The 22,425-nt window shown below is 55.6% G+C and carries 19 protein-coding genes; 11 read left to right on the forward strand and 8 right to left on the reverse strand.

Translation table 11 applies throughout. The features are described 5' to 3' along the window. Positions 1–273: 273 nt before the first annotated feature. Entirely contained in the window at positions 274–657 is a 384-nt protein-coding gene (locus tag CGZ80_RS09120; protein ID WP_094413573.1) for a DUF3127 domain-containing protein, read from the reverse strand. 239 nt (positions 658–896) lie between these two features. Here CGZ80_RS09120 and CGZ80_RS09125 point away from each other — a divergent pair, with 239 nt between their 5' ends. The 3 genes from CGZ80_RS09125 (at position 897) to CGZ80_RS09135 (ending at position 5,181) form a co-directional block, all read left to right on the forward strand. Next, positions 897–1,652 (forward strand): DUF1080 domain-containing protein, encoded by a 756-nt coding sequence (locus tag CGZ80_RS09125; RefSeq protein WP_094413575.1) that lies wholly within the window; start codon positions 897–899, stop codon positions 1,650–1,652. Positions 1,653–1,929: 277 nt separating this feature from the next. After that, positions 1,930–3,858, forward strand: a complete 1,929-nt coding sequence (locus CGZ80_RS09130) for a helicase-related protein (protein ID WP_094413577.1) — start codon at positions 1,930–1,932, stop codon at positions 3,856–3,858. Between the two features lie 78 nt (positions 3,859–3,936). Next, positions 3,937–5,181 carry a DUF1559 domain-containing protein gene (locus CGZ80_RS09135; RefSeq protein ID WP_094413579.1) on the forward strand — a complete coding sequence of 415 codons (1,245 nt, stop codon included), beginning with the start codon at positions 3,937–3,939 and terminating at the stop codon, positions 5,179–5,181. Positions 5,182–5,210: 29 nt separating this feature from the next. On the opposite strand, the gene CGZ80_RS09140 is transcribed toward CGZ80_RS09135, so the two are convergent. Further along, a complete protein-coding gene (locus CGZ80_RS09140; protein ID WP_158222625.1) occupies positions 5,211–5,945 on the reverse strand; it encodes a class I SAM-dependent methyltransferase in 735 nt (244 codons plus the stop codon). A 388-nt stretch (positions 5,946–6,333) separates the two neighbouring features. Here CGZ80_RS09140 and gap point away from each other — a divergent pair, with 388 nt between their 5' ends. Beyond that, complete coding sequence (gap, locus tag CGZ80_RS09145; protein ID WP_094413968.1) at positions 6,334–7,356, forward strand: type I glyceraldehyde-3-phosphate dehydrogenase; 1,023 nt, start codon at positions 6,334–6,336, stop codon at positions 7,354–7,356. Positions 7,357–7,539: 183 nt separating this feature from the next. Here gap and CGZ80_RS09150 read toward each other — a convergent pair whose 3' ends face one another. Together CGZ80_RS09150 and CGZ80_RS09155 are read right to left on the reverse strand one after the other, a co-directional pair. After that, positions 7,540–8,319, reverse strand: coding sequence for a metallophosphoesterase family protein (locus tag CGZ80_RS09150; protein ID WP_094413583.1), 780 nt, complete (start codon positions 8,317–8,319; stop codon positions 7,540–7,542). Positions 8,320–8,325: 6 nt separating this feature from the next. Then, on the reverse strand, positions 8,326–9,093 hold the full coding sequence (locus CGZ80_RS09155) for a metallophosphoesterase family protein (RefSeq protein ID WP_094413585.1): 768 nt from the start codon (positions 9,091–9,093) through the stop codon (positions 8,326–8,328). A 120-nt stretch (positions 9,094–9,213) separates the two neighbouring features. Between CGZ80_RS09155 and tsaB the strand changes: the two genes are divergently transcribed. Further along, positions 9,214–9,996, forward strand: coding sequence for a tRNA (adenosine(37)-N6)-threonylcarbamoyltransferase complex dimerization subunit type 1 TsaB (tsaB, locus tag CGZ80_RS09160; protein ID WP_094413587.1), 783 nt, complete (start codon positions 9,214–9,216; stop codon positions 9,994–9,996). Here tsaB and CGZ80_RS09165 read toward each other — a convergent pair. From CGZ80_RS09165 to CGZ80_RS09175, 3 genes are all read right to left on the reverse strand, one after another. Beyond that, a complete protein-coding gene (locus tag CGZ80_RS09165; RefSeq protein ID WP_094413589.1) occupies positions 9,962–10,255 on the reverse strand; it encodes a hypothetical protein in 294 nt (97 codons plus the stop codon). The two genes, tsaB and CGZ80_RS09165, sit on opposite strands and share 35 nt — an antisense overlap. Positions 10,256–10,392: 137 nt before the next feature. Further along, positions 10,393–11,064 (reverse strand): hypothetical protein, encoded by a 672-nt coding sequence (locus CGZ80_RS09170; protein ID WP_233148322.1) that lies wholly within the window; start codon positions 11,062–11,064, stop codon positions 10,393–10,395. 15 nt (positions 11,065–11,079) lie between these two features. Next, on the reverse strand, positions 11,080–12,264 hold the full coding sequence (locus tag CGZ80_RS09175) for a peptidylprolyl isomerase (protein ID WP_158222626.1): 1,185 nt from the start codon (positions 12,262–12,264) through the stop codon (positions 11,080–11,082). Positions 12,265–12,970: 706 nt separating this feature from the next. Between CGZ80_RS09175 and CGZ80_RS09185 the strand changes: the two genes are divergently transcribed. The 6 genes from CGZ80_RS09185 (at position 12,971) to CGZ80_RS09215 (ending at position 20,986) form a co-directional block, all read left to right on the forward strand. Next, a complete protein-coding gene (locus tag CGZ80_RS09185) occupies positions 12,971–14,269 on the forward strand; it encodes a hypothetical protein (RefSeq protein ID WP_094413595.1) in 1,299 nt (432 codons plus the stop codon). Positions 14,270–14,298: 29 nt separating this feature from the next. Then, complete coding sequence (locus tag CGZ80_RS09190; RefSeq protein WP_094413597.1) at positions 14,299–15,207, forward strand: dockerin type I domain-containing protein; 909 nt, start codon at positions 14,299–14,301, stop codon at positions 15,205–15,207. A 177-nt stretch (positions 15,208–15,384) separates the two neighbouring features. Continuing rightward, the gene (locus CGZ80_RS09195) at positions 15,385–15,948 is read left to right on the forward strand and encodes a hypothetical protein (protein ID WP_094413599.1); all 564 of its coding nucleotides are present in this window, start codon (positions 15,385–15,387) and stop codon (positions 15,946–15,948) included. Between the two features lie 144 nt (positions 15,949–16,092). Beyond that, positions 16,093–17,064 (forward strand): EamA family transporter, encoded by a 972-nt coding sequence (locus CGZ80_RS09200; protein ID WP_233148323.1) that lies wholly within the window; start codon positions 16,093–16,095, stop codon positions 17,062–17,064. A 270-nt stretch (positions 17,065–17,334) separates the two neighbouring features. Then, positions 17,335–18,963: a DUF2029 domain-containing protein gene (locus CGZ80_RS09210; RefSeq protein ID WP_094413603.1), complete on the forward strand. Its 1,629-nt coding sequence runs from the start codon at positions 17,335–17,337 to the stop codon at positions 18,961–18,963. A 31-nt stretch (positions 18,964–18,994) separates the two neighbouring features. After that, a complete protein-coding gene (locus CGZ80_RS09215; RefSeq protein WP_233148324.1) occupies positions 18,995–20,986 on the forward strand; it encodes a MutS-related protein in 1,992 nt (663 codons plus the stop codon). Here CGZ80_RS09215 and CGZ80_RS09220 read toward each other — a convergent pair. Beyond that, entirely contained in the window at positions 20,983–22,410 is a 1,428-nt protein-coding gene (locus CGZ80_RS09220) for a nicotinate-nucleotide adenylyltransferase (protein WP_094413976.1), read from the reverse strand. The two genes, CGZ80_RS09215 and CGZ80_RS09220, sit on opposite strands and share 4 nt — an antisense overlap. Positions 22,411–22,425 lie beyond the last annotated feature (15 nt).

The raw sequence follows: 22,425 nt of genomic DNA on the forward strand, positions 1-22,425 counted from the left end.
TTCACTGCTCGACCCGACATATTCCCTTCCTTTGTTTGAGTTCGTCTTCAGCAAACTAACATCAGGCAGGGGAAGGGAATTTTTTGCATCATGAACTAGGGTAGCTGGGAAAGATACGCAGAACTTTTCCCTCGTGGCACCGGAAATCCAATCCGTGGCACTAGTTGCCGCGAAGCGTTTGGATTTCCAGCCGCGGAAAACGTTTGTTATCGGCGCATTAAAAAACCCCGCCATCGTTGACGGGGTGCTCACTCGAGGTGATTCGCTTGCCGTTTAGAACGGCGCGTCTTCTTCGCTCGCTTCGTCGAACGCACTGTTTGCGTCGGTCACGCGTTCGACCATCGGTTCGCCGCCGCCAGCACCATTGCCGGTGATGCGGAACGAGGTCGCTTCGACATTGACGAAGAACTTGACTTCGCTATTCGCGTCACGTTGCCATCGCCGTCCGTTCAAGCGATAGGTGATTTCGACTTCATCGCCTTCGTTCATCTCGTCAACCGCATCGCAAGAATCGCGGGTGAATTCGACGGGGACAAAATTCGTGAAGCTGCCTTTGTCCTGTTCCAGGACGACCAATCGCTTGCGGAACCCTTTGGCTCCGTACGTTTTCGTTTCTTCAATTAGATGGACGACGCCCGTGACAGACGGATCGCTCATAGTTCGGCTCAATTCGGGTGGCAATCTGACTAGCGACTCGCGGCATTTAGGGCGAGCCCAGTCGACGGAAGCCCTCCCGTCGACTGAAGCCAGTTTACCGAAAGATGTGAAGAGACGAAACGTGGTGGAAATGGCGTTTTCTGATTAGATTGTGTTTCTCACCTCCATGAGATTCATTGCCAACGGCACGATTCGCCGTAGAATCCCCACCTACCAAGCCCCCATCCGGAGACCCCTTCATGCCGCGCGTTCAGTTTCTTTACTCATTCGCCTTTGCAATCGTCGCAATTGTCGCCCCTCAATTTGCTCCCGCTGACGAGCCCTTCACGGCCGCACCAGCCGAGCAAGACGGTATGACGGTCCTGTTTGACGGCGAAACCCTGGAAGGCTGGGATGGTGATCCACAACTTTGGGAAGTCCGTGATGGTGTAGTCCACGGCGAAACGACTGATGAAAAGGTCGCCAAAGGCAACACCTTCCTGATCCATCAAAACGAACTCGCTGATTTTGAACTGCGTTTGTCCTTCCGCTGCAACGCGACCAACAACTCCGGTATCCAGTACCGTTCGCAACGCGTTGACACCAAGCCGTCTTCGCCAAACCAATGGGTTTTGCGCGGTTATCAACACGAGATCCGCAACGAAGAAAACATGCCCAACGTGCCTTCGTTTATCTACGATGAACGTGGTTCGCGAGGGCGTATCTGTTTGGCCGGCGAAAAAGCGGTATGGAACGAAGACGGAAAAGAAGTCGTCGGCGAACCGCTGATCACAAAAGAAGAGTTCAAGGAGTTGATGAAAGTCGACGATTGGAACGACGTCGTCATCATCGCAAAGGGCAACCACCTGCAGCATTTCCTTAACGGACGTTTGGTTTTGGATTTCACCGATAACCTGAAGGAAAAGTCCTTTTCCAAAGGCTTCATCGGTCTGCAACTGCACGCCGGAAAGCCGATGTGGACCGAGTTTAAAAACATCCGCGTTCGCTCGCTGTAGTCGTTCGCCCTTCGAAGTTTGCTTCCAGTCGAACACGGCATCCGCCAAAATTTTGACGCCTCGACTTGCGAATCCACTCGCTTGTCGAGGCTTTTTTGTTGGTAAAAACTATCGATTGAATCGGTTGGCCGGCCCGTTCACGACGCGGTTGTGTGGACTTTGCTAAGCAGGTCGAAGCCACTGGAGTGAATTTCATCCGCTGGTCGAAATGTTGAAGTGACGCGTTCTCTTTCGCTCGCGTTGCCTTCGTCATTTAAACGCCAACGCTCACCGTCGCATGCTCCTTTCGCAAGCTCGCATCGCAAACTATCGAACGGTCGTTGGCCAGCCGAAACGCGGTGCATGCAAAGTCAGTGCGGCAACGCAGCGACAAATCGACAAGATCCGTAAACGCTGTGGCGAGTTGCAATCGCTGTCGTCGGACGGTTTTAGTGAAGCATGCAGCACGCTCCGGCAACGCTTGAGCGGTTTGCCCGAGTGTACGCTTGCCGCGAATGTGGTCGAGTCGTTTGCGCTGACGAATGAGGCGCTGCGCCGAGTGACTGGCATGACATATTACGACGTGCAACTGGCTGCCGGTTTCGCACTCGCCGCCGGTACGGTCGCGGAGATCCAGACTGGCGAGGGCAAGACGATCACGACGGCATTGCCTGCGGTGCTGTATGGGTGGACTGGCAAAGGCGTGCATGTTGCGACCACGAACGATTATCTGTCTGGTCGAGACTTTGAAACGCTACGTCCGGTCTTTGAACAACTCGGGCTTTCTGCTGGCTTGCTTGTTCCGCAGTCGCCGCACGAACAAAAGTCAGCGGCATACGCGTGCGCGATCACTTATGGGCCGGGCTATGAGTTTGGTTTTGATTTCTTGCGTGACCGATTGCTGCTTCGCTCGCGAAAACAACAGCGTCTTGGCACTGAGATGCTACGCGTGCTGCAGGGGCTTGCTGATACCGACTTGCGTCCGATGCAACGCGGCCACTTCGTCGCGATCATCGACGAAGCGGACAGTGTGCTGATTGACGAAGCCAGCACGCCGCTGGTGCTTAGCGGCGGCAAGTCAACAGTCTCGACATCGCCGGTGATCTATCAGTTTGCTTTGGCTGTTGCACAGGAACTTTCGCCGAACGTTGACTACCAAGTTGATCGTTCGCAGCGTCGACTTGGTCTGACGGAGCAGGGGATCGCGAAAGTCCACTTGGCGTTCGAGCATCGTCCCGCCGGCATGCTTTCACGCCCGCTCGCTGACCTCGTCGAAAATGCTCTGCGGGCTCAGTTCCTGTTCGAGCGTGATGTCGATTATGTCGTCCAAGGGCAGCAGGTCTTGTTGGTTGATTCAAACACTGGGCGGATTCACGACGAACGGAAATGGAGCAACGGTTTGCACCAAGCGGTCGAGGCGAAGGAACGCGTCGCGATCACCGATGAGAACGAAACCCAAGCACGGATCACGCGTCAGCGCTACATGCGGCTTTACGAACGTGTGGCTGGTCTCAGTGGAACGGTCACGGGAAGTGAAGACGAACTGCGAGAGTTTTATCGTTTGCCTGTGGTGAAGATTGGCACGCATCGCGAGTGTCGCCGTGTGCATCATGCGATGCGATTTTTCGCTGACTTTGAATCCAAGGCGATTGCGATCGCGACGGCAGTTTCCGGTTGTCTCGCGAAGGGGCAGCCGGTGCTGATCGGAACGCAGACGATTGATGAAAGCCAGCGTTTATCGCAGCGTTTGACGCAAGCAGGCATCGCACATCAGGTGCTCAACGGTTTGCAAGATCAGCACGAAGCCGATGTGATCGCGAAGGCGGGGCAATGTGGGGCGGTCACCGTTGCGACGAACATGGCAGGCCGCGGGACTGACATTAAACCTGATGAACGTGCAATCGCGGCTGGCGGGTTGCATGTGATCGCGACCACGATCAGCACCAGTTCGCGTGTGGATCGTCAGCTGATCGGGCGAGCGGCACGGCAAGGCGATCCCGGTAGCTGTCAGTTTTACATTGCCGCCGATGACGACTTGATCGTGGCGCAGGCACCCGAGCTTTCCAAGCAGATGCGCGGTGCCACGAGTAAAATGGGTGAATGCGAAACGGACTTCACCACCGCGATCCGCAAGCTCCAGCAGCACTGCGAACGCGCAGCCGTCCTGCACCGCGAACAGCTCCTCGCTCACGACCGCTGGCACGAATCCATCCAAACCTCCCTCTAAAGGTGTCAGGTACCTTTTAGGCAGTTTGGGTAGTCTCAGTCCTTGGTGAATCTAAAAACGGTACCTGGTACCTTTTTCATGCCTATGTCTGAACGGTCTTCGAAATATCGGTTTTCGATCTTGCAGCTACTTGTCGTTTTGACGGCGGTTGGCGTGTTGTTGGCATTGCTATTGCCAGCGATCACCACCACGCGAGAAGCAGCTCGCCTGATGTCTTGCGGCAATAACTTGAGGCAGATTGGACTTGGTTTTCACAACTACCACAGTGCTTATAAGCAGTTGCCGCCGGCATGTGGCGGAACGGGGCCGACGTCGAAAGACAGCTGTTCGAACCAATGCCGATTGTCTGCCCTTGTGGCGATCTCGTGCTTTATAGAATCGAGTCCGTTCTGGGGTTGCGTTTCAAATCCGTACTATCCCGAGGAGTGGGCAAGCCTGCCGATTGGCCCTTCAGAAGCGGTCAAGCGGTCGCCTTATTTTGATGCGTTCATGGCGGAGCGATCGGGGGCTGCTGGTCCACTCGTTGATTCGTCAAATCAACGTTACTTTCCGGCGATGGGGCCAGCACCTTGGCGGGCCAAGGACTATCCGCCGTGGCAATATGGACAACCTACTTATCACTGCCCAGCCGATCAAAACCCCAGTCCCAATGGTCGCGCGGCGTTTTCGAATTATGTGCTTTGCTATGGCGACGGTATTGTTGATGTTGGCTACGTTCCCGGCGAACCGCTGTCCTTTCGTGGGCGAAACGCGAGTTCCGGCAATCAACGGGGCATCTTTGCCAACGGCGTCAATGTACGCTTCGATGATGTTACCGATGGCTTAGCGAATACAGCGATGGTTGGTGAAACAGTGACCTTCAACGGCAACCGAGATGTTCGCCGGAGTGTTGCTGCCAACATTGCGGGGATCGCAGAAACACCCTCGCTCTGTCTAAAGGTTGCCAGTCGCGGCAATTACTCCGATGGCATCGTATTGCGGATGACGCCTGACGGGGTCGCGTCCCGTGGAGGGAATTGGGCGGACGGGGCGATCACCTGGACCGGCTTCAATACCGTTCTTCCACCCAACTCGCCAAGCTGCGACCGCGAATCAAAACACCACTTCGACGGCATCTTCAGCACCGCCAGTCTCCACCGCGACATCGCGCAAGTCCTGATGGCGGATGGTTCCGTCAAGGCAATCAGCAATTCGATCGACACTGGGGCCGCAGGCCGTTCGGCATCGAACGTCCTGCCACACGAATTGCCCACCGAAAGCCCCTTTGGTGTCTGGGGAGCGATGGGAACACGCAGTGGCGAGGAATCGATTCAGCCACAGTGATGAGAGCCTCAGCTTGGATGGGAAATTGCCTATTCCTCCAAAAAGGTACCTGACACCTTTTGGGTGGTGAGGAAGTAGCCGCCGGTTTGGAAGGGGGAGTGGGTGGTGGCGGTGCCGGTGAGGTTGATGCGGTCGATTCGTTGGAGCTTCAGGCCGCTGGCGGTGATCAGGCGGCGGAGTTCGCGGGTGTCGAAGCGGTGCATGAACATATCCGGCAGGCCGCGATAGGCGTACGTCCAATCGCCGAAGTCGTCCGTGGGGGATCGGCGGCTGCGTAGCCAGCTTTGTAGCAGCTGCTTGGCCCCGCCGGGTTCCGTCAGCGCCGCCCAGCGACGATGCACATGAAAAACGAACGTGCCGCCATCACGCAAAATCCTGTGCACGTGACGCAGGAATCGAAGTCGATTTGCCTCTCCTGCGATCATCCCCAAGGTGCTGAACATGCAAAACGCATGGTCAGCGATTCCGTCGGCAAAACAATCGAGCTCCACCAAGCTGGCCCGAACCGGAACGACACATGCTTGAGGCTCGCGTTCCGATCGCGCCGCGAGTTCTTCGAGCATGTGCTGGCTGAGGTCGACCCCGACAACTTCGAAGCCTAGTTCACTTGCGGGGAAGGCAAGCCGTCCGGTGCCGCAGCCCAAATCGAGCACGAGCGGGGAGTGTGTTTCAGATTTTGTTTGCGATGCGGTCTCGCCCCGCTGCTGGCGGAGGTGATCGAGCAGGAAATCGCGGTCGAGAGTACAGAGCGGCGTGTCTGCCACAAACTGGTCGTAGTGGCGTGCGATCGACCGCTGGTGCAGATATCGCCAGGTTCCGGGGGCTACCCCATCGGGGCGTCGCCACTCCGGAGGCATCGATTCTTGGGTCATGGTGTAAATGGGGGCGTGTTTCTATAATCGCGTCGTCCCAAGCAGGCCCGAGGACGATTGATAACAAACTGGGTGTCGAAGACATGCGGACAAATGTGGTGCCAGGCATCACTCGTTGTCATCGTGGTCGGAAATCTTAACAACCACTGTTGAATTACCACTGCTTAACAACACATATCTTCCCGTCCCCTTCATCGGGCGTCGGTGATTTCGCTGGGGCTTGCCGATCGGCGAGCAAGCGAAAGTGACGATGCCCGCAACGCCAGGAGTCATCAACAAAGTGGCTATTCGAGTTGCAATCAACGGTTTCGGTCGAATCGGTCGACTGACCTTCCGCAATCTGATGGAACGCAGCGGCGAGTTCGAAGTTGTCGCCATCAACGACTTGACCGACAACAAGACCCTCGCGACCCTGCTGAAGTACGACAGCGTGCACGGCCGCTACGACGGCGACGTCGAGTACGACGACAGCTCGCTGACCGTCAACGGCAAAAAAATCCTTGCTCTGGCTGAGCGTGACCCACGCAAATTGCCTTGGGGCGAAAACAACATCGACATCGTGATCGAGTCGACCGGTTTCTTCACCGGCCGCGCAGAAGGCGACAAGCCCGGCTACGACAGCCACTTGGAAGCCGGTTGCAAGCGAGTCATCTTGAGCGCCCCTGCGAAAGACGGCGCTGACCTGACCTGCGTTTTGGGTGTCAACGACGACCAGCTGACCGCCGAGCAACTGTGCGTCAGCAACGCTTCGTGCACCACCAACTGCTTGGCTCCTGTTGCCAAGGTTCTGCACGAACAATTCGGCATCGAGTCCGGATTGATGACCACCGTTCACGCTTACACCAACGACCAAAACGTTCAGGATCAACCTCACAAGGACCTGTACCGTGCTCGTGCCGCAGCGTTGAACATCATCCCAACCTCGACCGGTGCTGCAAAGGCTGTCGGTTTGGTGATTCCAGCTCTGCAAGGCAAGCTGACCGGTATCGCGATGCGAGTTCCAGTACCAACCGGAAGCGTCGTCGACTTGACCGTCAACCTGACCAAAGACGCCACTGCCGAGTCGATCAACGCAGCAATCAAAGCTGCCGCTGAAGGCCCGCTGAAAGGCATCCTGAAGTTCACCACTGACCCGATCGTTAGCAGCGACATCGTTCACGATTCGCACAGCAGTATCTTCGCCGCTGACTTCACCCAAGTTCTGGGAACGAAGATGGTGAAGATCGTCAGCTGGTACGACAACGAATGGGGTTACAGCTGCCGCACCGCAGACCTTGTCGCTCGCATCGGCAAGTTCCTGTAAGCCGCGAAGCTTTTTCGCGAAGCGAAGTCATGAAGCCGAGTTTGCATTTGTTTGCAAGCTCGGTTTTTTTGTTGGGTCGGGGGAGAAGAGAGAGAGGGGAGCACGGAGAGGAGGATCGGCTGAAGCCTAGACTCCAGCTTAGGCGTGCGAAAGATCGGCTAAAACCTAGGTTCCAGCTTGGGCTTAGCGGCCTTCGCGGAGGCGGTAGCCTAGGAAGTTGTCGAGCTCGGGTTCGGCTTCGATCTGCGAGACCGTTTTCTCGATATCGTATTCGATTCGGTGGTACTGAATCGATTGCTCGTCCATCACGACATAGCAACTGCGTGGGTCGAGGTCGCGTGGCTGGCCGACGCTGCCGACGTTGATCATCAGGCGATCGCCGGCGGTGGTGAGGTCGAACTTGTCTTCGATCTCGTCTGGTCGGACGAATCGCGAGTTCATCGTGAACACGCCGGGGACGTGGGTGTGTCCTTGGAAGCACAGTTTGGGCACCAGGGAGAACAGCTTTTCCATTTTTTTGCTGTTCTGGACGTCTTCCGGCATGACGTATTCGTTTGTCGGCCCACGTGGCGATCCGTGGACGAACAGGTTGTTGTCTTCGCGAACGGTTCGAGGCAGGCCGCAGAGGAAATTCATGCGGCGGCGTGACGGGGTGATTCCGTTCTCGTCTGCCTGCTCGTCGCCCGAAGTGCTTTCCAGTTGTGTGCGTGTCCAGAAGATCGCTTGCTCGGCTGCCGCGTTGAAGCCCTCGGGGTCAAACATCGCGCTGCTGTCGTGGTTGCCCAGGATGCAGAAGTCGAACTTCATCACCAGGTCAAGGCATTCGCAGGGCTTGGGCCCGTAGCCGACGACGTCGCCCAGGCAGATGATGCGGTCCACATTTTGTGACTCAATGTGGTCCAGCACTGCCAAGAGCGCGGTCAAATTGCCGTGAATGTCACTGAGAATAGCGGTGCGTGTCACTGAGTCTTAACGGCCGTATTTGATTCGGTCACCGAGTTGATCGGACAGGTCCGGTTCGGCATAGATCTTGTTCGCGGTGGTCTCAATGTCGTACTCGACCCTGCGGAAAGTCACCAGGGGCCCCCCCGGTGCGTCTTTATCGAGGATCACGTAACACGCACGGCAGTCTTCGTCACGCGGTTGTCCGACGCTGCCGACGTTGATCATCGCCTTTTCGGCACCGAGTTGGTACTGGTAATCGCACTCGTCGGGCTGGATGAATTCGCAATCGGTGGTGAACACGCCCGGCAGGTGAGTGTGTCCCATGAAGCAGTACTGAGTGACTTTCCCAAACAAAATTTCCATCTTGCGTTGATCGAAGATGTATTCGGGGAACACGTACTCGTTGGTCGGGTCGCGTGGTGACCCGTGCACGAACTTGTACTGTTCGTCGTCGTGATAGCGCGGTAATTCACCGAGAAAGTCCCAGCGTCCATTGATTTGGGCGTTGGTTCCGGGCCCATTGTCCAATTGGTCGCGGGTCCAGTAAATCGCCTGCAACGCCATCGGGTTGAACCCATCGGGATCGAATAACGCCGCTTGGTCATGGTTGCCAAGGATCGTTACACGAGCGCGACGCATCACTTGGTCAAGGCACTCGCATGGATTGGGGCCATAACCGATGATGTCGCCGAGGCAAAAAATTTCGTCGACGGAATTTTTGCCGATGTCCTCAAGAACCGCGAGCAGCGCTTCAAGATTTCCGTGAATATCGCTGATCAGTGCTCGCTTCACTTTGATTGATTTCCGAACGAGAGCAGGCGGATTGTCGGGGGCTTTGAAAAAGTATCGGGATCGAAGATTGTAAAGGTAATCAAAAATTCACGGCAATCCCACGCCGTAGGCCACTACAGCATGACGAATCCCACAAACTTTCAGAATTCCGACGCGACTTCGATCTGTCATTTGGCATTGGAAACGATTGGCAAAGGCGGCTCAATCGCAATCCTTTCGGGCGAAAGTCCAATTTGGTCACGCGCCGTTGGGACCGATCGTCGCGCTGCGGCCGACTTGGCAGTCCAACTCGACGAGGCGATGCGATTTTTGCACCAACAAGAATTGCATCTCGGTTGCCTGTCGGTAGCCATCGGTCCGGGATCATTCACTGGCCTTCGAATTGCAGTCACTACGGCAAAAACGCTCGCCTACGCGCTCGATTTGCCAATCATACCGGTTGGGGCTTTGGCAGCGATCGCGGTCGCTTTGCCTAGGCCCGCCAAAGCACACCGTACCCTGGTGGGGCTGAATGCCTACCGGGGGCAAGTTTTTTCCGCAGCGTTTTCGGACGACGAACTTCAGTCCGGGGCGAGTTCCGATTGGAACGGTCGGGCTGACTTGATCGAGCGATCGACATGGGACAGCGAGGCCGCTGCGGCCCTGGCAGCGGGTGGTCAGGTGATTTGCGAACCCGCGATTACGCCCCGTGAATCCGACGGACCCGATTCTGGCCACCTGGTCGCGCTCGATGGTGGCGTCAATCTGGCTGTTGGCGTTGGGATCGCCGCGAATCGGTTGCGAGGGGCCGAATTGCCGAATGCGGGGCATCGCTCGGACAACGTGCCATATGAGTCAGCGTTTGCCCTGGCGCCTCGCTACATCAAGCTTAGCGCTGCGGAGGAGAAGGCAGCCGAACGCTGATCGGTTCGTTGGTGTGGCGAACGCCGTCGGTGCCGTAGTAGATGGTCATTTTTTTCTGGTGATCGTAGACCGCGGTTAATTTCACGCTCCGCGGACCGTGCACACAAAAGTAAAAACCGCAGGATTCGCCACCGCGTGACACGTTTCGCCGTGTCATCGGAAATTGTCCTGGTTCCAGTCCGCCGATGCGACACAACGTGTTTTCGACGTGTCGGCAGAACTGATCGAATGAGACGGCTTGTGTGGAAAACCCAATCATGCGGTCAAATCTAGAAGGAATCGATCGAGTAACGCACCTCTTCCGCCGGGGCCTTTCCTCCGACGGCAATGCGTGCCCGCCTTGGGGCAGCGTAGGTATCGGCGCGATCGGGACCGAAGATTAGTTTCCGAAAAAAGCTATAGGTGGGAACGTCGACCGTCTTTTTCCGTCACACGCTGAAAAATATCCCTCAAAATCCGCTGTTCCAGTGAAGTATCGCGGCCTTGAGAAATCCAGCCGAGCGTTTGTGGGACGCTTCCCTGTCCGCCGACAGGCACATCGGATTGCCGAACGATTGTCCCATCATGACGTCGCGACGAGGTGGTTTCAGTCGCGAACTGCGTCGCGTTGGTGTCTTCCAAGTCTTTGAGGACGATGACTTCGACGGTGTATCCGGCGCCACGTGGCCGCACGGTCACGGTTGCTTTGCGGCGGATGGACTGCAGGGTACTGTGCATGGCTTCAAATCCGGCGGTGCTGTCTTTGCGCCAGAATTCGCTCATTGAAGCACCGACCTGATAGGGCGTTTCGACGCGTCCATCGAGCACCATTGTCGGCGAGTTTTGCACAGGTTGTTCGCGGGCAATACGAAAGTAATCGTCAACCGTATCGATCACTTGTGACCATACGAAGGCATCGTTCGCCGGCGGCAGTTCCAGTGGGTTGGGGATGTACTGTGCTGGGGCACGACGATCCAATCGATAGGCCAATTGCCCACACCCGGACAGTAACGCGATGATCACGATCAGGCCTAACGGACTGGTCGTTCGCGCTGGCCGTGAGGTCGCAATTGCCATAACGGATTTCATCGATTTCCCAATCGCTTATCGCAGTGTGTTGGTGTTGCGAGCTGCAACGTTGATTCGCAATTGTTTCGCTCCCGGAACATCGTCGGGAAACATCGACCACACGGGGACCTTCTTTTGCATCTGCGCGAGCATTTTCTCTTGTGCTTTCATCACCTTGGCTTGTTTGATTTGCTCGCGAATCTCTTCTTGGACTTCCTTGAGTTGCTGCACGCCAGCGGGCATACGTTGCTGGACGCGAATGATATGTAGCCCCTGGGAATCTTCGATCACTTCGCTCATCGTATTCAGCGGCATGCTGAAAATTTGCTTGTCGAGTTCCTTGGACGCCAGCGCGCCTTGCGACGTCCAATCGTGTTGGCCGCCGTCTGACGCATACGATTCTTCGCTGCCTTCGCGTGCGGTCTGAGCCCAGCTTTTGTTGAAGTTGATTCCGCCACGGGCAGTCAAGCGATTCGCCGCTTCTACACGAGAAGCGTCATCTTCAGTCTGCAGGTTTAATTTTTCCCAATGGTAGATATCTCGTCCCATCGCGGTCAGCTTGTCGTGTGCCGCTTTGCGGGTCGGATGATTCGCGAAGAGCACCGATAGCTGCTCCCACTTCGCCTTCGCACCATATCGATAGTCGTCGATGTTTCGGTCGTAGTGGTTTTTGATTTCCGCGATCGGGACGTCGGGGTTCTGATTGACTTTGTCTTTCATGAACATGTGGCCGAGCATCATGTCGCCAAATTCGCGCTGACGTGCCTGCAGCGAAACCCCGGTCTCGCGAAGCTTGGCATCGATTTCGGTCAAGCTTTCCGTTCCATATTTCTCTTTGAGTGCTTTCAGCTCGTTTTCGTAGAACAGTTGTCGTGCGCGCTGAGCCATCATCGCGCTCACCTCGGCGCGTTTCTCCGCAGATTGCGTCCCGACTTGTTCAAGTAAAAAGCACTCGCTCATCACCTTGTTCTGGATCGCCGAGCGCAAGGCGGAACGCGCGAGTTGCGTTCGCGCCATCGCGAGTTGTTCCTCAGGGATATTTTGCTTCGTTTGTTCGATCGCTTGTTTGATGCGCGTTTCAACTTTGGGCTGAATGTCACCCCAGAGGATCGGAGATTGTCCGACAACCGCCACTATTGCCGCGGGGTCTTCGGGCAATGGTTCGTCCGTCGTTGGGAACCCCTGCGCAATCACCAATGAGGCGTACAACGAAATCATCATCACGACCGCGATCGGTCGGGAGCAAGGATGATTCAGGGCCGTGTTAAAAGGGCGTTGTCGTCGCATCTTCCGTTCTGCGAGAAAATAGGTGTCGGCTATCAAGCGGCAAGTCGCTCTTGGGCTTGTAGTCCGATTTACACTCCTGCGACAAGCCCATTCCGATACCTGGAGATTGAGCCATTTGCTTTCAAATACTCCTTCTCTTGAATGCACTTGACACCCGCTCCAGGTACGGACTATTGATCCTCCCATCGCCCAAAAAATACGGCCAACAGACACAGCAGCGAATTCGGATGTAGGCAAACGTTTTGCGGGAATCGTTTCCTGACGGAACCTTTTTATGAGGTGAAGTCGGAGCAAAAAGGTGATGTGAAGACGGTTTCTGGGTCAATCGTCTTCCGAAAGCCGCTCCACATCGAATTCGCTCGCACCGGGGCACTGCCGTTGGTAGTGCCCCGGTGCCCGAACCACCCTTGCCATTTCTGCGGGCAGTTGGTGAACGAAACCGAAAAAGACTGTAACTTTTCGTTCGCCGCCGCATCTAAATCTTCGCCGGACAGCACCTTTGCCCCCGACTGCATTGGCATCAAGCAAGATTTCGTATGGTTAGGACGGTTTTCTTTGGATTCATGCTGATGAAAAGTCCGGTGGGAGCAAGCTTCAACTAAGATTGCGGCCAATCGATCTCCGCCACCTTCAGCGTCTCATGAAGCGACTTCGAAACGCAGTTTCATCATTCTGGCAGGGCCGCCGACATCGACTTTCGCGAAAGCCAGCCCCACCGCTGTCGCTGCAACACTTGGAGTCGAGAGATCTAATGGCGGCCGAAGTCAGCGTGACGTTGACTTCACAGGCTTCGGTGCCGGAGCTGCCCACGAAACCGCTCATCTACTCCTTTGAGCGCGCAACGAACGATGATTTTTTAGTCATCAAGTTTCAGCTCGCCGGCGATGCCCAGTTCGATGTCGACTATCGGGTCGACGAATATGACAGCGGTACCATTCATCTGCCTGATGAAGCGATGGCAGGTCCTGTTGTCGGAACAGCGACATTCTTTCCCGGCGAGTCGACCGTGCGGATGAAAGTCATTCCGCAGCGTGATTCGGCGATCGAGCGTGACGAAATCGTTGCGGTTTCGATTCTGGAGGCGACAGAATTTGACGCCGTCCATGGCGCGGCGACTTTCATCACCGACGACTCGGACCCGCAACACTATTTGCTTGATGAAGCGAACCGGTTAGGAATTGTCGATATCGAAACTGGTGTCATCGATGTGCTCGGTACGGTTGATGTCTCACAAACATTAAATGACATTGCGTTTTTAGAAGACGGCACGCTGTTTGGGATCTCGAACAACGATCTTTTCGAGCTCCAGTTCACTGCGGTTGAGAACGGTGTAATTCCGGTTCGTCATATTGCAGCTCATCATGTCGATCAAGGCAACGCGTTGGTGGATGCTCGCCACGGAGACTTTGGGTCAGAGATCGGCGATCTATTGGTGGTCGGCTTCAATCGTTTGCAGGTGCAACGCATCGACATGAACCTCATCGACGAGACGTGGACTTATGAAGCGACAACGCCAGTGTTTGATATTGCTAACGCGTTGGCTGTGAAAGGCTACCGGAGCAGTTATGCATCGAGCGGTGACTTGGATTATCTGTCCGATGGCGATTTAGTCTTATCGGCACAAGGGGCAGGTGACCCGTTCGATTCGTTGATCCGCTTTGAAACGCCTGGCGATGTTGGTGTGATTCAAACCGCGCCGGTTGCGGCCGGCAGCCAGAGCGAGATCTTCATGGACGTGTATGGACTGTCGTTCGGCGATAGAGACAAATTCGCGTTCGCCGCCCACACAATGTTGACGGTCAACCAATTTAGTCTGAAAACGGTTCGTGAAGTCGAAATGCTCGGCCGCCCCTATGAACTCGGTGCGGAGATTGTCGCTGTCGGGACCATCGTCGGTGACCCAGTCACGCCGCCACAGGTCAGCTTGAATGTAGCTTAATTGATGCGCCGAGTTTGCCGCACGGAATCATGCCAACGACATGGCTGATCCAGCGATCGGACTTGCGTCGGATCCGCATCAAGCTCGGTGCGCCCGTCACCAGTGTCAGCACCAGTGAGTTGGCGTTGACGAGCTTGGGCCTGTCTGACGCGGCGCCCCCGATCAATATTCCGCTGTCGCAGCAACAGCTTCAATTGAGTGGCGATGGAAAAACGATTGAGATTCTGTTGGATCACGAGCAGCTGCCTGACGGTCGGTACCAACTGGATGTTGCCTCGACGTTAACCACGGGGCCACATTTCACGATGGTCGGTGACTCGGTCAACCGATTCTTTAGTATCGACGGAGACTTCGACGGTAACCGTGTCGTCGATATTCGTGATTACGCCACACTTGCTTATTGGTACGGCCAAACGACGGCGGTCGCCCCGGCGTATGTCGATTTGGACGGGTCAGGCATGATCGATCAAGGCGACGTGTCGCAGTTCAATGACAACTTCACATTGTTCGTTGATCTACCCGGTCAGCCCAACCCGCGCGTTGGTGAATACTTGCGACTGGATGAATTGACGCGAGCGAACCATTCGATTGTGAATGCGCTGGATGTTAGTGGCGACGCGAGGGTTTCGCCGCTGGACGCGTTGCAGGTCATTAACCGGCTTGCGTTAGGCATGTCCAATAATCTTGACTGGCGGTATGACGTGAATCGTGACGGGGAAATCACGCCACGTGATGCACTGTTCGTTATCAATCAATTGGCGAGACAGGCCGGTAGCTCTGCAGCCAATGTGTCGCTGGCCGGTGGAGAATCGAATGGCGAAGGTGAGTTCTTGCCGGAGCGATCGGGTTTCATTTCATCGATCACATCGCGTGAGAAGGCCGGCGTATTCGACAATCGTTTGGCTGATGCGGCAATTTCACAGCTTTTTGAAAGCTAAAGAAATTATGCCCCGTCCTTGGTTGGCGGGGGTGTTCTGGGGGTTTGCCGCTCGCGATAATATTTGAAGTTGGTGGCGGGTGTGGGCCGCCAACGACCATTTCGCTCGAAGTCGATCTGAGAGTAGATCGATCCATCCCAAAATTGTCCTCCCCACCTTTTGATGGAGACTCCACGCATGTCCCGAATTCTTGCTTCTGTCTGTGCACTTGCATTGTTCACCGTTTCAGCTGTTCACGCCGAAGAGAGCGACACCTGCCTGAAATCGGGTGATTCGATCGGCGCGTTCTACGTTGTCAAAGTCGCTGGTGCGGAAGACGACCAAGTCGAAAAAGGCGAAAAGCTGTGCTACCGCTGCCGCTATGGCCAACGTCCGATGGTGATGGTTTTCGCTCGTGAGACTGAGGGCAATGTTGGCAAGTTGGTTCAGGAAATCGACGCGGCCGTTGCCGCCAATGAAGAAGCTCAACTGAAGGGCTTGGTCACGATGTTGGGGAAAGACGAATCGAAACTGAAATCATCGGCGAACAAGTTCGCTTCGAAAACTGGCGCTAAGAACATCCCGTTTGTTGTCGCGACCGATCACGAAGCCGGACCTAGTTCTTACAAGATTGCTGAAGACGCAGCAGTAACAGTTGTGGTTGCAGCTAACAGCGAAGTTGTCGCATCGCACTCGTTCAAGACAGCCGATCAAGTTGACGTGGCGGCCATCATGGGCGAAGTTAAGAAGGCACTGAACTAGATCAAGCCGACCGTCACGCTAGTTGATTCCATGCGTGAAGGCTTGGTGTGAATCGGTCTCTTTGCTCACCAAGCATCCACCGGCCGCCGTGTGAACGCCATGGTTCACACGGCGGCTGTTTTTTTATCTGAAGCGTTGATTGCCGTGTTTTCCTGGATCGTCCTGAGCGTGATTTCGGCCCTGTTGTTGGGCTTTTATGACAGCGCCAAAAAAATGGCCGTCAATAAGAACGCGGTTCCGATCGTGTTGCTTTGTAGCGTGTCGATCGGCGCGACTTTGTATCTACCATTGATGGTTCTCTCGGTGATCGCCCCGGACTGGATCGCTGCCGATTGGATTCGGGTTAAATCATTATCGTGGTCCAGTCACGGACTGATCATGATGAAGAGCATCTTGGTGGGCGCGTCTTGGACACTGGCGTTCAGCGCACTCAAGCACCTGCCACTTTCGATCGGTGCCCCGATTCGAGCGACCAGTCCGTTCTGGACGATCTTGATCGCGATCAGTTTTCTTGGTGAGCGACCTTTGCTGTCCCAATGGATCGGGATGCTGATCGTGCTGATCGGATTTTGGTGTTTTACCCTGGTCGGTCGACGCGAAGGGATCCGCTTTCTGCGTGACCGGTATGTGTTGCTGATGGTGTTGGCGACGTTGCTGGGGTCATGTAGCAGCATCTATGACAAATGGCTGCTGCAACGATTGGAGCCGATCACGTTACAGGCTTGGTTTACCGTTTACTTGGTTCCGGTGATGATGCCCATGGCGATTTGGTGGTACCGAGTCAATTCGCACCGAGCCAATTCGTACGGGGGAAGTCGCGACCGGGCAGGTCAGCGAGGGGAAGTTCTAGCTGCGGAAGGTGCGAAAGCCATTTTTCAGTGGCGAAATAGCATCGCTTTGGTCAGTCCACTGTTGATTGCCGCAGACGCGTTTTATTTCATCGCGTTATCGGACCCGGAGGCGATGGTTTCGGTCGTTAGTGTGATCCGTCGCTCCAGCGTCGTGGTTGCCCTCGCATTCGGGGCTTCTGCCCTTAGTGAAGCAAATTTCCGCTCTAAAGCGCTGTGTGTGGGGCTGATTCTGATTGGCGTTGTCGTTTTAACTTGGAAGAATTAGACAAACGGGTGCCAATTTTCCTTCATGATGAAGGAATTCATTGGCAAAAACGGGCTTCGTACCAGCGAACTTCGACCAACACTTCTTCGAGGCGGACATTGTGCGAGTTAAACTGGTGCCTTTCCAGAGCATCGGATCCTGGTTTTCACCCGCGGACATGGCCCGTATGTTAGAACGCCATTTAGCGTGGCTGCGCCCGGGTAGTTTTGACGCAATTCATCTCATTTGGTTTGACCGAGGCGGGCGGTAGGACACCGCCAACGGCGTTACATGAGCGAGTTTCTGCTTTTTTACGAACGGCCAAACCCCACGACCTGGGTTTACCTGTCGTCGTTTTTGACCATCGGGCTGTACTTTGTGTTTCATCGCTTTTGGAGCGTTCGGAACCTGGACATCCTGCTCGTGTTGCTGCTCGCGCCGGGGTTGCTGATGGTTCAAGAAGGCCGTCGGCGACATCTTCGTGAAATGGAGTCTGGTGATATCGCGTTTTACGACGTCGCCGACCCGAATTGGCGCCAACCCAACGACGCATCCGAATTGGTGTCGGCCTACCCGTCGCCGCAAGTCGGACAAGACGCTGCTGGCAATCCTGACGACCCTGAATTGGCCGAAGAGGGCGATTCGTTTGGCATCGACGGTGTCCCCGAGACGCCGCCTGCTGACACAGCACCGCCACGTATCCAAGACGAAACACGCATTCCGCTTCGCACCGAACCCGAAGCGCTCGATGAGCGTTTGGAGTCCACGACGCTGCACCCCGAACAGATTGAAACGGACACGGAGCAGTCTGCGAAGCGTCTCCAGCGCGCGGGTTTTATCTGGCTGTTTTTGGTCGAGTTGCTGATCTTGGGGCGGCTGATGATTGATCCCGTGATGAATCGCCGGCCGATGCTGGATCCAAACCTGACCGTTGGCGGGTCGTACTTTATCAGTATCTCGTTGTTCATCTTTATGATGGTCAACGTCGCGACCAGCACGCCGCGAGCGCGAGTTTGGCAGGGACCGGAACTCGGCCCCGGCTATGTCTTGATGCACCAGTTACCAACGATCACGACGCGTCCGGTCAGCTCCGCACTTGGTGGCGAACGGGCACCGACCGAGGACGAGGTCAATCTCGGCAAAGGGTCGTCGGCGATCTTGGCCAAGGTATTGGCGATCTCGGCACATCTGGCGATTGTGGTCGGCCTGATTTTGATCGGGAACCGTCATTTCGGAAACCTACGCAGCGGCGTGGGGTGTGCGTTGCTTTATCTGATTGTTCCGTACACGGCACAGTACACCGGCCGTGTCGATCATGCCCTACCGGCTGCGCTACTGCTGTGGGCGATCCTTTCGTACCGCCGGCCGATGATTGCGGGAATGTTTTTGGGGCTCGCCGCAGGACTGGTGTATTACCCATTGTTCCTATTGCCGCTGTGGTACAGCTTTTATTGGCGAAAGGGCGTTCGTTCGTTTTCGGTGGGCGTCATTGTCACGCTGGCAATCTTGGTTGCGGTGTTGACCTTCAGTGGAACCGATTCGTTGGTCGAGCAACTTCGTCGGATGTTCGGCCTGTTCGCGCCGACCAAGGAGCCACGCGGTATCTGGGGGTTGGGCTGGGATCCGCGCTGGCGATTGCCGGTCATTGTCGCGTTCGGAATTCTCAGTTCGCTATTCGCGGCTTGGCCATCGTCGAAGAACCTTGGCACGCTCATCGGCTGTTCGGCCGCAGTGATGGTCGCGGTTCAGTTTTGGCACGGCTACGGCGGTGGTTTGTTTATCGCCTGGTTCTTGCCGTTGTTGCTTTTGACAATCTTCCGCCCCAACTTGGAAGACCGCGTTGCCGTCAAAGTTGTCAAAGGGCGAAGCTGGGACCGATCGATCCCGGCGAACACTTCTGGTCGACTTGAACTGGAATGATCGACCGATCTTAAGACTCAATCGAACAAGTATGGAATCGACCGAACCGTCCGCGCCCGGTGTGGCCAATCACGCACCTGTGGCCACAAACGAGACAGCACGCGCGTACTACACAAGGATGTTGGATGCAGCTGACGCTGACATTCAAGCTTTGAATCGCAAGGATTCGTTGTTTGCAACGACACGCTTGGTCGTGTTCGCGGCCGCCCTGGTGATGGTTTTGCTCGGTTACTTCGCCGATGTCGGCTGGGCCGTGCTGTACATCGGCTGGGGATTGTTGGCTTGTTTTTTTGTGGTCGCGATCCTGAATGAACCGGTGCGTGATGCGTTGGCGGCAAAGGAACGTGAGAGTCAAATCATTCGTCGCCTACTCGCTCGCATGGACCGCAAGTGGGACGAGCTGAACTGGAAAGCGAATCGCAAGCGTCTGCAAACGTTAAAGCTGCAAGAGCACCAAAAAGACGTTGCCGACGATTTGGACCTGCTGGGGAAAACGTCGTTGTTTCAGTGGGTATCGATGGCCGGCACGACTGTCGGAGTGCGGACCCTCGCAAACTGGCTGACCAGCCCCGCCGTAGCGGAAACGGCCAAACGGCGCAGCCAAGCAATCCGTTCTCTCGCAGAAAAGCGAAGCGAGCGATTGCGTTTTTACTCGCTCGCCGATGACGTTGGCCAAGGCACCGGGGATCCGGATGAATTCATCCGATGGTCTCAAGACGAACCATGGCTGGACCGACGGCGATGGTTACCGGTGTGGGGCAATCTCACAGCACTCGTCTCGATTGTCTTGATCGCACTGTTGCTCGGGAATCGAATGGGTCTGGTAGATGCGTCGCTTGCCAAGCCAGCCTTGATCGCATTAACCGTGATCTTGGTCATCAACATGCTGATCACGACCGTCATGCTTGGTCCTGTGCATCAGATCTTTTCGATCGCGATGGCAAGTCGTCAGAGCGTCGACGAGTACCGCGAGTTGTTTTCTGCGGCCGCTTGGTTGAATGAACAATCAAAAGAGGGATCGGGTGACGATCGTTTGGAACATCTGCATCGCGTCTTGCTTGAAGACAGTCAGCAGTCGGCGAAGCAAGGGATGGGCGAGCTGAGCCGTATCGCATGGCTCGGTTCGCTGCGCACTTCGGCGGCAACGTTCCTGTTTTATTTGCCACTGCAAGCGTTCTCGCTATGGGATGTTCGCGTCTTCGCAAAGCTCGAAGTATGGCAGGCAAAATACCGCGACCACGTTCCGAGTTGGTTTGATGCCTTCGGTGAAGTCGAAGCGTTGATGTCGCTCGCCGCCGTTTGTGATGAGAATCCGACGTGGGTATTTCCGCAGTGGGTTGATGCCGAAACTGCGGATAACGATCGGCATTGTTTCCGGTCGGCCGGACTTGGGCACCCGTTACTGCCCGATTCCAGTCGGGTATGCAACGATGTAACGATCGGCCCACCGGGAAAAGTGTTGCTCGTCACCGGCAGTAATATGTCGGGCAAAAGCACGATGCTGCGGAGTGCCGGATTGAATATCGCACTGGCTGGTGCCGGATGTCCGGTGTGCGCCACAGAGCTCGCTCTGCCGTCGATCGAACTTTCGACCAGCATTCGCGTCCGTGACAACTTGGCCGAAGGCGTTTCGTTTTACATGGCCGAATTGAAGCGTCTGAAGGGAGTCGTCGATCGTGCACGTCACCTTGCTGACCAGAAAGGTATCGTGTCGATGTTTCTGCTAGACGAAATCCTGCAGGGGACAAACTCGCGAGAACGGCAAATCGCGGTCACACAGGTGCTGCGTCACTTGCTTGAGTGCGGTGCGATTGGCGCGATCAGCACTCATGACTTGGAGCTTGCTGATGAGCCGGAACTGGTCGCCGTTTCGGAGATCGTGCACTTTCGCGAGACGATTACGCCCGACGCCAAGGGCAACGAGCAGATGACGTTTGACTATCAGATGCACGCGGGCGTCAGTCCGACGACCAACGCGCTGCGTTTGCTCGAAATCGTTGGCCTTGGAAAGGCCGAAGGCTAGATCGGTTGGTAGTCGAAGTAGTGCTTGGACTTGATCACTTCGGCAACCGCTGGAGGCACCATCAATTGCCAGCTCTCGTCACCGTTCTTGATCCGTTTGAGCACATCGCGAGAAAAGACTCCCAGGCAGTTGGCGTCAAAGTTATCGAGCGCTACGATGTCGCCACGCCCACGCAGGTAGTCGTAGAGGTGTTGAGTTTCCGGCTTGATTTCTAGGTTCTCGCTTGTTTCCAATTCGCCGGTTTCGGTGTTTTGGAAGGGATAACAGAACACCTTTAGGTCGTTTTTGAACAACCTTCCGAACGATTCCAACACACCACCTTGCAGGCCGGTGTAGTACTGTTCGTCGAAGAGATCCTTCATGCTGGTTGCCCCCATCACGATCGCGATCGATTCCTTTGTCAGATCGTTCAGGTAAGCAGCCAGTCGGTAGTACTGGAAGTAATCGGAGATCAGCACGGGCATCCCACAAGCTGCGATCACGTCGGCCCTTGCGAGAAAGTCACGCAGATCGATTTGCCCCTCGGCCTTGAGATTGTTCATGGTGATTTCCATCACCTGGGCAATCTCTTTGCCTTTGACGTGTGGCTGTTCGGAAAACTTTTCGTGGGCGCATCGCAACATGTCGAGGTTGACATTACAAACCGGACGGAAGCTTCCCCGTTCGACTAGGATTGGTTTGCGATAAAAGAATTCCGATGGTTGCAAAACTTCGCCGTCTGCGGCAAACATCGCGGCCCCGCTCAAGCCCAGTTCGACCAGTTTCAAGCTCATCAGTCGGTTGTCGACATGCCGAAACGCGATCCCGGAAAACTCGATCATGTCGATTTCGATGCGTGACGTCGTCAAACCGTCCAGCAATGAATCGACCAGCATTTCTGGTTCGTGGTTCAGCATCGTTGCGCCGTAAACCAAGTTGACGCCAACGATGCCCAGTGCTTCTTGTTGCAGGGCGGCATCGTCGTCGAGCATCCGCACATGGATGATGATTTGGCTGTCATCGTCACGTGGATGGGCTTGGAACTTAATCCCCATCCACCCGTGGCATTGATTGGTGCCGGAGTAATTGCGTGCCGAGACGGTGTCGGCAAACGCGAAAAACGCGGTCGTGTCACCGCGAGCTTCGCGAAGGCGATCCAGGTTCAATTTGTGCTCATAGTCCAGCATCGATTCAAGACGTTCGCGGCAGACATACCGGGATGCTCGGCCATAGATCGCGTCGCTGACTTTCATGTCATAGGCCGACATGCTTTTGGCGATCGTCCCCGATGCGCCGCCGACGCGGAAGAACCAACGGACGACCTCCTGGCCGGCACCGATTTCGGCAAAGGTTCCATAGCGGCGAGAGTCCAAATTGACCTCGAGCGCCTTTTGCCTTGTGTTGAGTTGTTCGCTGGGCTGCTGGCTTAAAAGTCTCGCTTGCATGACCAATTCTTAAGA

Origin of the sequence: Rhodopirellula sp. MGV, assembly GCF_002251265.1 — a bacterium.
GTDB classification, from domain to species: Bacteria; Planctomycetota; Planctomycetia; order Pirellulales; family Pirellulaceae; genus Stieleria; species Stieleria baltica_A.